Raw genomic sequence first — 13563 nt, forward strand, 5'->3', positions numbered from 1 at the left:
GCGGAACCGGTTCGCCAGTTTAGGTATGATGTTGGTTGCAGTCTTTGTTGCCACAAATTTTGCAGTGGCAGAAGAGAAGCCGATTAAACCAGAAAAAGTCGATTTAGGTCGTCCTGTCAGCTTTGAGAAAGACGTCTTTCCCATTCTGGATGCGAATTGTATCGCCTGTCATAACGTCGCCAAGAAAGAGGGTTCGCTCGTTCTGGAGAATGTCGAAGACCTCATCAAAGGGGGCGACAGTGGTGCATCGGTCACACCCGGTAAGCCCGATGACAGCTATCTCTACCAGGTCGCCTCCCGTACCGAAGAGAGCTTTATGCCTCCGCTGCCCAACAAAGTCGGGGCGAAAGCATTGACTCCCAAAGAGGTCTGGATTCTGCGGCAGTGGATTCTGGAAGGAGCGAAATCCAGTGGTAAGTCCGCTGATGCTGGTGTCGCCTGGCAGTCTCTGCCTCCCGGCCTGAATTCCATTTACAGCACTGCGCTCTCTCCATGGGCGCGCTATGCCGCCGTTGGCCGGGCAAATCGGATCGCCATCTACGACCTGGCTGCAGGCAGCGAAGTGGCTGTCTTGAACGATCCTGCTCTGCTGAAATTACAGAAAGACGGCAAGCCCTTTTATCCACAAGGAGCCGCCCATCGCGATTTTGTACATTCACTGGCCTTCAATAACGATGGCAGTCTGCTCGCCTCTGGTGGGTATCGAGTCGTGAAACTCTGGAAGAAATCACTGGGGAATGTCGTTAAGAAAATCGAGCTGCCTGCCGCAGTCACAGGTCTGACTCTGAATGCGGACCGCAGTGTGCTGGCTGTGGCGACTGCCGACAACAGCGTTTCCCTCTGGAAGCTGCCCGAAGGTAAAAAACTGGTTGATCTCAAAGGTCATACTGGTGCCGTGACTGGTCTGTCTTTTACACCCGATCGTTCCAAGGTCGTCACTTCTTCAGCTGACCAGAGCCTGCGGGTCTGGAATGCGGCTGACGGAAAACAGATTTCAACCATGAAAACACCGGCTGTGATCAACGCACTGACCGTCAGCAAAGACGGTTCTCAGGTGATTGCCGGTGGTGCCAATAACAGTATCTATGTCTGGCCAATGACCATTCCAGCTCCCAAAGAGGGAGAAAAGGCCCCGGAAACACCCGCTCCCCTGTTTGAGCTGAAGGGACATGCGAAGCCTGTCTCTACCGTGAAACTGGTCCTGCCAGCCGGCACTCAGCTGGTGTCTGGCAGTGAAGACGGTACGGTCCGTATCTGGGACCTGAATGGCAAGAAACAGATTCGCTCCATCAATCATGGTGCTCCTGTAACCGATGTCGATGTCAGTCCCGATGCGAAAAATATCGTCTCGGTTTCCGTCAACGGGACCGGTAAGATCTGGCAGCTGAGCGATGGCAAAATGCTGAAAGAGTTCCGTGGTGATTTGAGCAAGGAACGTCAGCTGGTGCTGGCCACCGAAACTCAGACCGTGACCAAACAGAAAGTGGCTCTGGCCGATGCGGCTGTTAAAGCGGCTGACAAAAATGTCAAAGACCGCGAAGGGGAACTGAAGAAACGGAATGAAGAGCTGGCAGCTGCCAAAAAAGCTCTGCCGGAAGCCAAGAAGAAAGCAGATGAAGCTGCTAAGAAACTGAAAGCCGCCCAGGACGAACTGGCGAAGCTGGTAGCTGATCATAAGAAGAAAGGCGAAGATGCTGTCAAAGCTGCTGCTGCTCAAAAGGCAGCTGCTGATAAAGCCGTTGCTGACGCCGAAGTCAAGCTGAAAGCTGCCAATGAGCAGAATCAGAAGGCAATCGCTGCTGTTCAGAAAGAAGTAGACGAAGCCAAAAAGGCACTGGATGCAGCAAACGCCACTAAGCCTGCCAAGGATGATAAAGAAGGGGAGCAGAAGAAAAAAGAGGCGGTTGCCAAAGCTCAGGCGACCTTTGATGCCGCCCAGAAGAAACTGACTGCTGCCCAGCAGAAAAAGGCAAACGATGAAAAACAGTTGACTCAGGCGATTCAAACCGCGAAGGCAGGAATCAAGAAGGCTGACGCTGCAGTCGCTGCTGCGAAGAAGCAGGCTGAGTCAAAGCCGGATACGAAAGCCGCTGACAAAAAGGTTGCGGATGCAGAAGCTGCATCCAAGAAGGAAGCGGACGCCGTAACTGCCGCTGAGAAAAAGATCACGTCTGCGGAACGTTCTGTCAAAGTAGCTGAAAGTACCTTGACCAAAATCAAAGGTCAGCTGGCAGATCGCACAAAAGAAAAAGCGGAACTGGATGAAACCGCCAAGAAAGTCGACGCTGCCCTGGCAGAAGCGAAGAAGCAGGCCGCTGTATTGACTCCCATCAAGTCGGTCGCATTTTCTGAAGATGGCAAACAGGTCGTCACCGGTGATGACAGCCAGAAGGTTCGTCTCTGGGAAGTCGCTTCGGGTAAAGAACTGGATACGCTCTCCGGCCACACCGGTGCTGTTTCCGCAGTGACATATACGTCCAAGTCGACTGTCGCATCTGGCAGTGCTGATAAGAGTGTACTGATTCAGAGTGTCCAGCCGGTCTGGTCTCTGATCGCCCAACTGGGGGTCGATCCCAAGGATCCGAGCAAGGTGGGAGGTTCACCAATTTCCAACCGAGCCCTCTGCCTGGACTTCAGCCCGGATGGCAAGCTGCTGGCTGTTGGTGGTGGAGATCCGTCGCGTAGCGGTGAAGTCATTCTGTTTGACGTCGCCTCTGGTAAGGTTGTGAAAAAGCTGGGAGATGCTCACAGTGACACTGTACTGGGAATTCGTTTCTCCCCTACTGGAAAGCAGTTGCTGACCGGGGCTGCGGACAAGTTTGTCAAAATCTTTGATGTTGCCACCGGCAAGTTCGTGAAATCATTTGAAGGGCATACTCACCACGTCCTGGATGTGGCCTGGAAAGCGGATGAGTCCACGATCGTCAGTGCGGGTGCTGATAATGTGATCAAAGTCTGGAATATTGAAACCGGCGAACAGAAGCGGACGATTTCCGGTTACTCCAAGCAGGTCACCTCGATCGCATTCCTGGGGCTGGGGGACAACATTATCAGTGGTGGTGGTGACAAGACCGTGCGGATGCATACTTCCTCAAACGGCAAGAATTACCGCAACCTGAGTGGCTCTACTGATTACGTTTACAGTGTGGCTGCCAGTCGGGATGAAGCCATCGCGATTGCCGGGGGTGAAGATGGAGTATTGCGGGTCTGGGACGCAAAAACGGGCAAACTGCTCTTCAGTTTCAATCCACCTCCTGTCCCACAGGAACAACAGGCCAGTGCCGGTAAATAGCACTCAGTCTGACTGAATTGACCACTTTTTCCAGGCGGCTCCGCGATTCTGATCGTGGCGCCGCCTTTTTCATGCAATTTGGTTGATGGATCGGGCCGGAATTCACTGCCTGATTGCACTGTTTCCGCTGACTGAGTATATTCGCAAGCTGGTTAGAATTATCTTCAGAAACAGCAGGAACTACTTCATCATGCCTGATCAATTGAGTAAACGTATCTTCGCGGAATTAGAGAGTCTTGTCCTGATCGACCCTCATACGCATATTAATCCTCATTCTGCCGCTTCCACCACGCTGGCGGACATCATGGGATACCATTACTACACCGAACTGGCACACTCAGCAGGACTTCCCCAGGAGCAGATTGAGGAGCCGGGCCTGGATCCAAAAGAAAAAGTGGGCCGACTGGTCAAGCAGTTGGGGGATCTCGATAATACCATTCAGCTCAGCTGGCTGCTGGATATCTGCTGTGAATTTTTCGGTTTTGAAGAAGAAGCGATCACCGAATCTAACTGGGAAAAACTGTATGATACGGCTGCTGAAAAGATGGCGCAGCCGGACTGGGAACAGCAGGTTCTGAAACAGAGTGGCCTGGAACAGGTCTTCCTGACGAATGATTTTGACGATCCGCTAGAGGGCTTCGACACAAATCTGTACATTCCCTGTCTGCGGACCGACGATCTGGTGTTTCATTTAGGCAAACAGGAAACACGCGAACGACTGGCCAAGGCAACGAATGTGGACGTCGGATGTGCCCATACGCTTCGTGATGCGATTGCAAAACTGTTCGATCATTTCACTTCCCGGGGCGCCCGGGCCTGTGCGATTTCACTGCCGCCTGATTTTTCCCCAACGGCTGTGATGCCTGAGGAGGCAGAGGCGACCGTTCGGTCTCTGTATGCCGGCAATGAACTCAGCTGTGACGAATCAAAGCTGGTTAGTCAGTATGTGTTCTGGACTCTGGCTGAATACTGTGCTGCCCACAGCCTGCCTTTTGATCTGATGATCGGTGTGAACCGGCGTGTTTATGAGGCGGGGGTTTATCAGGGACAGGACCTTTATGACAAACGCACCTCCCTGATTCAGTACAAAGAACTGTTCAATGCATTTCCTAATGTGACCTTCCCGGTCTCCGTTCTGACCAGTACCAGTAATCAGGAACTGGTCAGCTACAGCTGGATTTTCCCGAACGTGGTGATCAATGGGCACTGGTGGTATTCGAATACTCCGGCCTTTATCACATTTGACTGTAAGAGCCGGCTGGAAGCGGTCCCAAAAACCAAGCAGATTGGGTATTACAGCGATATGTACAAACTGGAATTTGCTCTTCCTAAATTCCGGATGTATCGTCGCGTGCTGGCGAATGTGCTGGCCAGTGATTTTGTGATTGGGCGTAACTGGTCCGAAGAGCGGGCCATTGAACTCGGTAAGCTGGTTTTGCGGGGTAATGTCGAAACCATTTTTGGACGTTAATCGGCCAGAGGGTTGTCAGTCCGTGATTGCATCGGGTGCTGGCTCACCTTAAAATAAGGTTCAAATCCCTTTTAATCATCTCTTTTATCGTTTCATCACAAGGGCTTCATTTATGGCGACTCTAGTCATGCTGCAGGCGGGGCAGGCTGTCTCTTACTCCCTTTCGGGTGATGAGATGGTGATTGGCAGGCACCCGGACTGCCAGATCCAGCTTGATTCCAATATGGTGTCCCGTCGACATGCTCAGGTAATCGGAGAAGGCGATCAGTTTTTCGTCGAAGATCTGGGCAGTGGTAACGGTACTTTTGTAAATGGTAAAAAAATCGAGGGGCGGACTCCGCTGACCCATGAAGATCGACTGAAAGTCGGACCGATTCTGTTCCGCTTTGAGACCGATCACAAGGCGGCTGGTAAAAAAACATCTGCCATGATGAATGTCGACAGCGGCTTTGATTTCGGGTATTCCTCCGATGACGATGGCGGCGCTGGCGCAACGATTATGGGGGCTATTTCCGGGGCGGGCGGATTTGGAGGGCTCGATGTGCGCCCTGAAGCCAAGCTGAAGGCGGTGATTGAGATCAGCCGCAGCCTGGCGGGAACCGTCGATCTGGAAAAGCTGCTGCCCCAGATGCTGACCACGCTGTTTCATATCTTCCCTGCTGCCGATCGTGGTTGCATTCTACTCAAGGATGAAGCTACCGGAGAGATGGTTCCCCGGGCGTTCAAACATCGTCGGGAAGGGGAAGATGCGACGGTCAAATTGAGCCGCACGATTGTGAATAAGGTGCTTGAGGAAAAGACAGGGATCCTGTCGGCCGATGCTGCCAGCGATTCCCAGTTTGATGCCAGTGAGTCGATTTCCAATCTGTCGATCCGCTCCATGATGTGCGTGCCCATGCTGGGGCTCTCAGAAGAGCCGATCGGAATCATCAATATTGATACGCAGAACCCGTTGCAGCAGTTCCAGGAAGAAGATCTGGATCTGCTGATGTCAGTCGCTGGCCAGGCGGCGCTTTCGTATGAAAGTGCGCGGCTGATGAATTCTTATCTGGCAAAGCAGAAGCAGGATAACGAGATGAACATCGCTCGCGGGGTGCAGCAGGGACTGTTACCCAGCTCGGTACCTGAAGTGGATGGGTACGAATTTTTTGCTTCGTATCATTCCGCCCAGGCTGTGGGGGGCGACTACTATGACATCTTTGAATTGCCCGATGGGAAAATCGGTCTCTCGTTCGGGGATGTAGCCGGCAAGGGAGTGCCTGGTGCGATGATCATGGCGCGGATGTCGAGTTGTGTGCAGCACACCATGCGGTTTCTGCATGAAGTAGGACCTGCGGTTGAAGCGATCAACGACCATATGTGCGACAGTGCTGTCGAAGGGCGTTTTGTGACATACGTACTGGCGATTCTGGATACTCAGAAGCATCATATCTCGCTGGTCAATGCCGGTCATATGTCGCCGATGATTCTGAAGCCGGATGGTACTATTGACGAATTTCCTGAAGAGAGTATCGGCGTGCCGATCGGTGTGATGGAAGGCTTTCCGTTCGAAGTGGTCGAACGCGATCTGGCACCGGGAGAAATCGTTGTCCTGTTTACAGACGGTGTGGACGAAGCGATGAATCCGGAAGGCGAACTGTATACGCTGGATCGGATGCGTGAGTTCATAAAAGCCAATCGTGAGAAGAATGCCGCTGAACTGGGACAGGCGCTGCTGGCAGATGTACGTCGACATGCCAACGGGCGTCCCCAGAATGACGATATTACGATCATGACTTTCGGGCGTGTTTCCTGAAAACGAAGTTTCCCAACTTAAACACGATGGTCTCATCATGTCCGCCAGTCTGTTTTTGCAAAATAACGGCAGTTCATCCAGGCTGGAGATCACGGGAAAACAGATGACGCTGGGGCGGCATCCAGATTGTGATATCTGTCTCAAGTCAAATACGGTTTCCCGCTATCATGCCCGGATTTCCGTTCTGGATGAAGAACGGTACGAACTGGAAGATCTGGGGAGTGGAAACGGCACGTTTGTCAACAGCCGGCCGGTCAACGATCCGGTGGTGTTACAGTCAGGGGATCAGATTTCGATTGGCCCTTTTCTGCTGGAATTTTCCAGTGATGCTGACTACGAAGCCGAGCAGCATGAAGGTCTGTTGACCGCTTACGGGTTGATTCCCTCGTTGAAAAATGTTTCTGTCAAGCCGACTGCGATTGATAAATCTACGATCCTGCGTTCGACCGGTTCGAGCAGTGATTTCGATCAGTATCACATCAAACCCGAAATTAAGTTGAAAGCAATCCTGGAAATCAGTCGTACGATAGCAACAGCCTCTGATCTGGATTCGATGGCCGAACGGGTCCTCGAGGGTCTGTTTCATATTTTTCCCGCCGCGGATCGAGGCTGTATTCTGTTACATGACCGCGATAATCAGCGTTTTCTACCCAAGGCGGTACGGCATCGTAGAGAAGAAGATCAGGAAGCGCTGCAGCTCAGTCGTACGGTATTGAAAACAGTCATTGATAATAAAACCGGTGTGCTCTCTGCCGATGCGGCCAATGACGAACGTTTTGAAAAAAGTGAGTCGGTTTCGACACTCACCATTCGTTCGATTCTATGCGCTCCGATGCTGGGGCTCGATGGAAGTGTGATCGGAATCATCAATCTGGATACCCAGTTGGCCGGCCAGATGTTTTCTGATGACGATCTGGAGTTGTTGATGGTCATCGCCGGACAGACCGCACTGTCTTATGAGAGTGCCCGGTTGATGATTTCGCATGTGGAGAAACAGCGCTACGATAACGAAATGGAGATCGCAGCCCGGGTTCAGAAAGGCCTGTTACCTGCGAAGATTCCGGAAGTACCCGGATATGAGTTCTTTGTTTCCTACGAGGCGGCACGCGCTGTGGGGGGCGATTATTATGATTTGATCCAGACCGAGGATGACCTGGTCTGGTTTGCTCTGGGAGATGTGGCCGGCAAAGGGGTCCCCGCTTCACTGGTCATGTCCCGGGTATGCAGTGCGGTGCGAAGTACGGTGGAATTTGTACCGGATGTTGCAGATGCGGTGCACCGCGTGAATCATCATATCGATGAAGCAGCGCATGATGGCAGGTTTATCACGTTCATTCTGGGGCAGATTGATCTGAATCAGAACCTGGTCACGTTCGTCAATGCGGGACATCTGGAACCGCTGTTACTGCAGACCGATGGTAAGCTCCGGGAACTCTCTGCCGATCAGCCGAGTGTACCGCTGGGAGTGATGGAAGATTATGAATACGAAGCACTGACGCATGTGCTCGAGCCCGGAGAGCAGTTGATCCTGTATACCGATGGCGTGACCGAAGCGATGAATGAGGAGCGGGAGCTGTTTGGGATTGAACGGCTCAAAGCGGCGATTCAGGAAGCGAGCACCAGTCCAACGGAACTGGGACCACAAATCCTGCGGGTCGTGAAGCAGTTCGTCGGTCAGCATGAACAGTATGACGATCTGACGCTGGTGATTATCGGCAGAACGGCCGCGCAATAAAAAAGGTGGGATGCGTTTCTCACATCCCACCTTGAGGTTAACCTGATTACTGATCAGAGCGAAATATCTGTCGGTTCTGCAACCTTGCGATAGCCCATACTGTGGAGTACTTCCAGTACTTCACTCCAGGTAGGGAATTGTCGCCCGCTGCGTCGTTTGTAGTCATCCATGGCTTTCATGAAATCAATTTCCTGTTCGCTGTAATCACGCTCGCAGGTGGTCGGATCGATCTGGCGGCGGCGTTCGATTTTCCGCTGATCCACAACACCATGCTTCTCGTGAATCGCTCCTTTGCTGCCGGTAGCTCTGCGATTGACGCGACGACGGTCAACTACCAGTTCTGACGGGGGATCGAGTTGATTTACCATATTCAATATCAGCTTTCTTTGAGGGGAGTTCATTTGCCTGAGTCATTCACATGCCCTGGCTTCCTTCCGGGGAAAGGCGTCCGTTACGAAAGGACAGTCATTCATACCTGAAGGATTCGGTCACATGCTTTTTTGAAGAATTCCTCCACGATTCCAAAATAGTTCTGGCCTGCGTTGGAATGCGGAGCTAACTTATTCAATTATTCCCACCAAAATCCGGATTGGGGGATTTGTTTAAAATAATTAACACGGATAAGCGTAATCGACCGTGCCGATTGAGTAATCGTCCCGATTATGATGATTATCGGAGGGGGCTGAGAGGCCTTTGTTCAGAATTGTGTACAGAGTTGAGATTGCTCATCGTGCCGGTGTGAGCGAGCCTAAACCGATTACAATTCGCACCTGAGTTTTCTGCAGGCCAGCTGCCAGGAAGACCCCATCGAACGACTCCAGCAGGCTTTTCAACCCGGCCAGCTTGCTTTTTCCTCTGGCTGGATCGCCTCCCTGCTGCCGCGAAAGCTGTTCTGCCAGGAAGTCTGCATTCTGCTCGATAAATGAACGAATCGAAGAAATATTGAGGAAACAGAGCTGTTTTTCTTCCTGGAAGAATGTTTCCTTCCAGGATTGAAACAGGGGCAGCGCTGCCAGACTGTTTTCGGACTTCAGTGTAAAGAATTCGCGGACCAGATCGGGAGAGCTGGCCAGGACCAGTTGCTGTTCATTAATGCCATAGGCGGGCTGGTAGGGCCCCAGGTGGTCGATCCAGCGGAGGTGATACAGATCATGTTCTTCCACCTTGATGACTGCTGGCTGTTCGACCTGCTTCGAGTTCGTATTGTGCTGAACGAGAACACTGTTCAGCAGGAAGTTTGCCACATTTTCCATACCCAGCTGATAACTGGTTTTGTTTGTCTGCTGAGGGGGGAGGGCAGGAGTGGAGAGTTGCATGGCGATCAAACCATCGAATGAGATCGCGTCGAACGACAGTTGTTTGCGGGGAACCGAATAAAACAGGACATTCGGTCCCAGTGTACTGGCGAGATCGGTGATGGGATCCAGACCTCCCAACAGACCGACACTGGCGGCGTGAATTTTTTTCCACTTTTCCGGGTGTTTCTCCGCATAAAAATCCACAAATTTCCGGGTCAGGAGCTGCAGATTGAGCTGGCCGGCCATTACTGCGAGAGCCTTCTGCGGAATCAGGGTGTATGGATCCGGGATATTCTCGGATGTCTGTAAAATGTTGAGCAGAGGCAGGTCGATGACTTCAGAATTGAACAGGATGACGGTTTCCAGTGCGAGGGTGTTCTTCAGGTGCAGTCCAGCGATCAGTGCTCCCGTTTTCTGCCACCAGTTAACAATCCCCTGTTCGACTTCATTGCGCGGCGGTTTGATGTGCTGATCCCAGGCCCGGGGATTCAGAAATGCGTATCCAGTGACATCAGCGGCCAGCACCGCGCGGGCCCGTTGATACATCTTGAGGTTATACAGGCACGGCTGCTCGGCTAGCGGTTCTCCACGCTGTGGTTTGACATGGAGCGCCACGCTGGAATGCAGAAGGGATTCACTTTCCGAGACAATCAAAGTTTGATCCAGAAAGCAGTAGTGAATTCCTGGAGACGATTTATCTGGATTGGAGGACTGTTGACTGGCTGTAAAGCAGGCTGTCTGGAGATATTCAGTCTTAGTGACCGTGACGCCCGTCTTTTGAAACCAGTCTTCAAACAGCGACCGGGTGGCCTGGGGATCTTTGACATCCGTCAGCAGGATCACAGAGGGGTTCTGTTCAGGGCCGTTATTGAATATAGCCAGCCCGACTGATTCGCCGAAGAGGTCCCTGAGCAGCGGGATCAAAGGTCGTTGAGTCAGGGTTTCCAGTTGCTCCAGACCCTGTTTCAAGTTATGGACATCTTTGCTGCGGAGCCAGTTTTGAAAGACGTCTGTCTGCCGGAAACGGGTTACCAGTTGTGATTGCAGAAACTGCTGCAGATGCTGGTCGAGCTGTGTGGCTTCGAGATAGAGGCCTGCTTTCTGGTCGACCAGCTGGCTGAGTGGTCTGGCAGCGATTGCTGTCCCGGCTGACAGGCAACAGAGCAGACTCAGAATGGCAGCAGGCATAAATCGAAGCAGGGGCAAGCGGCTGCAGTTGGCTTGAGTAAATGGTTTCATGGGCTGCATTCCTGATGACTCTCTGCACAGAATGGAAAGTGTTAGATTTTGGTTGATGACTCGGGAACAGAGTGAATGATGAAGTTCCAGGCATGGTTGATCTGGTCTTTAAACGGTTGCATTTCCGTGTTGATATCATCGACCCAGTTGGGTTCAGTGGGATCCGGTTCCGAAGACCGAGACTCCGGTCTGGTGACCGGAACCAGGGTGACAGCTTCTGACATGGCACCGGCAGTGCTCTGGGCGAGTCCCCAGGAAGCAGCGCCTGCGTTTTTCAGCAACTGATCAATATCTTGTGGAACGGGGGGCTGATGTTCGTCAATCCGGGGAACTGGTGCGATTGTGGTACTGGTAGCCACCGTCGTACCGGAATCAACGTCAGTACGGTTGGAGAAAAACGGGATCGTTACTGCAAACAGCAATGCCGCGGCAACCAGGCTGCTGGCCCAGATCCAGGGAGCAGAGAAACGCTGTGACGAGGCAGTGGAGCCAGGCGGCTGCTCAGAGCGTGTGGTTGGTTGTCCGCTGTTACCAGAAGGGCTGTCGAGCTGGGCCAGTACCGCATCGACAAGGTCCGTCTCCGGAAGAGACTGTTTCCAGGCAGGGAGAGTCTGCTCGAGGATCAGAAAGTCTTCCCAGAGACGCTGGTGTGCGGGTGAACTTGTTGCCAGTTTTTCCAGTTGCGCACGCTGATCGAAGTGCCGTGATTCGATCATGATTTCCAGTTTCGATTGGTATTCAACGAGATTCATGTCTGACCTCTGGTACAATTCCACGTTGTCTTAAGGTTGACGCCAGTTCCTGGCGGGAACGGTGGAGCCAGGTTTTGATGGTGCCTTCAGGACGATCCATTATTTCTCCAATTTCCTGACAACTCAGGTTTTCCTGATGAAACAGAATGAAGCAGGTGCGATGATCTTCACGCAATTGCCCGATCGCATTTTGAAGTTCTTCTCCCAGGTCCTGCAGCGCTTCTGATGACTGACTGACTGCCAGCTCTGACGCAAACTCTGCAGGGACAGGCCGACGGGACCGCTGGCTGAGAAAGGTGCGGCAGCGATTGGCGGCGATCGTCAGTAACCAGGGCTTTAAAGTTCTGGTGGGATCCCATTGATGCAGACTCCGAAAGGCACGGACAAAGACTTCCTGTGCCACATCTTCAGCATCCTGTCGATGTCCCAGCATCCGGTAGCACAAACCGAAAATGGAACTTTGAAACCGGGCCACGAATGCGCGCATTTCCGCTGTATTACCTTCCAGGCAACTTCGGACCTGCGCCGCATCTTCTTCATTCACGGAGAAATCCCGTTTTGGCTTGCACAACAACAGAATTCGAACTCAAAACTTCATTTGATTTCACTAACTATACCAGTTTTCTGGTGCAGGAGTTTCAGGAGAGAGAAAAATTTGAGTCTGTGTTTTCGGAGTGTCTTTAAGTGGATGTATCCTTCAGAAGTAATTCAGGTAATTAGCTGGAGCATATACAAATGAATCATTGATGTGCCTGGAATTCTAAATAAGACTATGCATTCTTATTTTTTCCCACATAATCAGGGCCATCCATGTAAACGGATATACGGGTATTTTTAATACTAAGTTCTTATCTAAAAAACCTTTAGATGTATAAGTTGACAATACCCGGGAAGGGTCGGAAACTTTATATAATTCACTAAATAACAGACGATATATTAAGAGACCGTTACTAATAGGTTAGTTTATTAATACTTGTTATTTTATTAAAGGAAGTTTGACATGAGGAATCTGAAAACCTCACCCCGAAAACGTGGGTTTACGCTGATTGAGTTACTGGTTGTGATCGCCATCATTGCCATTCTGATTGCCCTGCTGCTGCCCGCCGTACAGCAGGCCCGGGAGGCAGCCCGCCGCAGTACCTGTAAGAACAGTGTGAAACAGATTGCCCTGGCGATGCATAACTACCATGAGACCCATGGCTGTTTTCCTTATGCCCATATGGCACATTATTCAGGTTATCCCCAATACTGCCACAATCGAGATACCTGGTTCCATCGTCTGTTGCCTTTTGTTGATCAGGCTCCCATGTATAACCAGTATGAAGGTGACTGTGCGAATGTGTCAGCCAGTACCAGTAATCATGTGCATAACATTTCCAGCAGCAAGGTATTCGTGAAAACACCGTTGCCGGTCTTCATGTGCCCCTCTGACATCGGCCCTGCATTTGCTGAAAACAGTGGTGTTCGCTGGGGCGGAAACTATCTGGCCTGTATTGGCTGGGCGAACAACCGTTCCACCGGGACGGACAACGGGATGTTCGGACAGAATACCAGAACCAAGTTTCGTGATGTGAAAGACGGTACTTCGAACACATTGATGCTCAGTGAGTCAGTGCAGCGGGTAGAAGTTCCCAGCGGTTTCTCCTGGGGGTGCCCGGGTTGCTATTGGATTGGTGGTGCTCATGGTGAGGTGACCTTCACCGCTTATGAGACTCCCAATACGAAAGTACCCGACCAGAACTACCTCTGTAAGTCAACCACCGATGTGAATGCTCCCTGTGTGACCAACCAGTCAAGCCGCTGGAACTATGCACGCAGTCAGCATGTAGGTGGTGTGCATGTGGGGATGGCTGATGGTGCTGTCCGGTTTCTCTCCAATAATATTGACCTGAACACCTATCGTGCTCTGTCGACGCGTTCGGGGCATGAAGTTGTGGGCGAATTTTAAGCGTTCCGTGATATCAGGGTTTCTGTCTGCTCC

General features: G+C 51.8%; 9 protein-coding genes. 5 read left to right on the top strand and 4 right to left on the bottom strand.

The window, feature by feature from the left end:
* The first annotated feature begins 25 nt into the window (after positions 1 to 25).
* From Enr10x_RS05845 to Enr10x_RS05860, 4 genes are all read left to right on the top strand, one after another.
* Positions 26 to 3292, top strand: coding sequence for a c-type cytochrome domain-containing protein (locus Enr10x_RS05845; RefSeq protein ID WP_197997494.1), 3267 nt, complete (start codon positions 26 to 28; stop codon positions 3290 to 3292).
* A 190-nt stretch (positions 3293 to 3482) separates the two neighbouring features.
* Positions 3483 to 4763: a glucuronate isomerase gene (locus Enr10x_RS05850; RefSeq protein ID WP_145448414.1), complete on the top strand. Its 1281-nt coding sequence runs from the start codon at positions 3483 to 3485 to the stop codon at positions 4761 to 4763.
* Between the two features lie 112 nt (positions 4764 to 4875).
* Positions 4876 to 6558, top strand: a complete 1683-nt coding sequence (locus tag Enr10x_RS05855; protein WP_145448415.1) for a SpoIIE family protein phosphatase — start codon at positions 4876 to 4878, stop codon at positions 6556 to 6558.
* A gap of 37 nt (positions 6559 to 6595) precedes the next feature.
* Entirely contained in the window at positions 6596 to 8293 is a 1698-nt protein-coding gene (locus Enr10x_RS05860) for a SpoIIE family protein phosphatase (RefSeq protein WP_145448416.1), read from the top strand.
* Positions 8294 to 8346: 53 nt separating this feature from the next.
* On the opposite strand, the gene Enr10x_RS05865 is transcribed toward Enr10x_RS05860, so the two are convergent.
* From Enr10x_RS05865 to Enr10x_RS05880, 4 genes are all read right to left on the bottom strand, one after another.
* Complete coding sequence (locus Enr10x_RS05865) at positions 8347 to 8661, bottom strand: hypothetical protein (RefSeq protein WP_145104917.1); 315 nt, start codon at positions 8659 to 8661, stop codon at positions 8347 to 8349.
* A gap of 357 nt (positions 8662 to 9018) precedes the next feature.
* Entirely contained in the window at positions 9019 to 10830 is a 1812-nt protein-coding gene (locus Enr10x_RS05870) for a hypothetical protein (RefSeq protein ID WP_145448417.1), read from the bottom strand.
* 41 nt (positions 10831 to 10871) lie between these two features.
* Positions 10872 to 11582 carry a hypothetical protein gene (locus Enr10x_RS05875; protein WP_145448418.1) on the bottom strand — a complete coding sequence of 237 codons (711 nt, stop codon included), beginning with the start codon at positions 11580 to 11582 and terminating at the stop codon, positions 10872 to 10874.
* Complete coding sequence (locus Enr10x_RS05880) at positions 11569 to 12126, bottom strand: RNA polymerase sigma factor (protein WP_145448419.1); 558 nt, start codon at positions 12124 to 12126, stop codon at positions 11569 to 11571. The genes Enr10x_RS05875 and Enr10x_RS05880 overlap by 14 nt, the downstream gene beginning before the upstream one ends.
* A 456-nt stretch (positions 12127 to 12582) precedes the next feature.
* On the opposite strand from Enr10x_RS05880, the gene Enr10x_RS05885 reads away from it, so the two are divergent.
* Positions 12583 to 13530: a DUF1559 domain-containing protein gene (locus tag Enr10x_RS05885; protein WP_145448420.1), complete on the top strand. Its 948-nt coding sequence runs from the start codon at positions 12583 to 12585 to the stop codon at positions 13528 to 13530.
* The last annotated feature ends 33 nt before the right edge of the window (positions 13531 to 13563 follow it).

Origin of the sequence: Gimesia panareensis (assembly GCF_007748155.1) — a bacterium.
GTDB classification, from domain to species: Bacteria; Planctomycetota; Planctomycetia; order Planctomycetales; family Planctomycetaceae; genus Gimesia; species Gimesia panareensis.

What these genes read in the sequence shown, in the direction of transcription:
- Enr10x_RS05875 (WP_145448418.1), bottom strand. Translation starts at nt 11,582, where the DNA reads ATGAATCTCGTTGAATACCAATCGAAACTGGAAATCATGATCGAATCA.
- Enr10x_RS05855 (WP_145448415.1), top strand. Translation starts at nt 4,876, where the DNA reads ATGGCGACTCTAGTCATGCTGCAGGCGGGGCAGGCTGTCTCTTACTCC.
- Enr10x_RS05870 (WP_145448417.1), bottom strand. Translation starts at nt 10,830, where the DNA reads ATGAAACCATTTACTCAAGCCAACTGCAGCCGCTTGCCCCTGCTTCGA.
- Enr10x_RS05865 (WP_145104917.1), bottom strand. Translation starts at nt 8,661, where the DNA reads ATGGTAAATCAACTCGATCCCCCGTCAGAACTGGTAGTTGACCGTCGT.
- Enr10x_RS05860 (WP_145448416.1), top strand. Translation starts at nt 6,596, where the DNA reads ATGTCCGCCAGTCTGTTTTTGCAAAATAACGGCAGTTCATCCAGGCTG.
- Enr10x_RS05845 (WP_197997494.1), top strand. Translation starts at nt 26, where the DNA reads ATGATGTTGGTTGCAGTCTTTGTTGCCACAAATTTTGCAGTGGCAGAA.
- Enr10x_RS05885 (WP_145448420.1), top strand. Translation starts at nt 12,583, where the DNA reads ATGAGGAATCTGAAAACCTCACCCCGAAAACGTGGGTTTACGCTGATT.
- Enr10x_RS05850 (WP_145448414.1), top strand. Translation starts at nt 3,483, where the DNA reads ATGCCTGATCAATTGAGTAAACGTATCTTCGCGGAATTAGAGAGTCTT.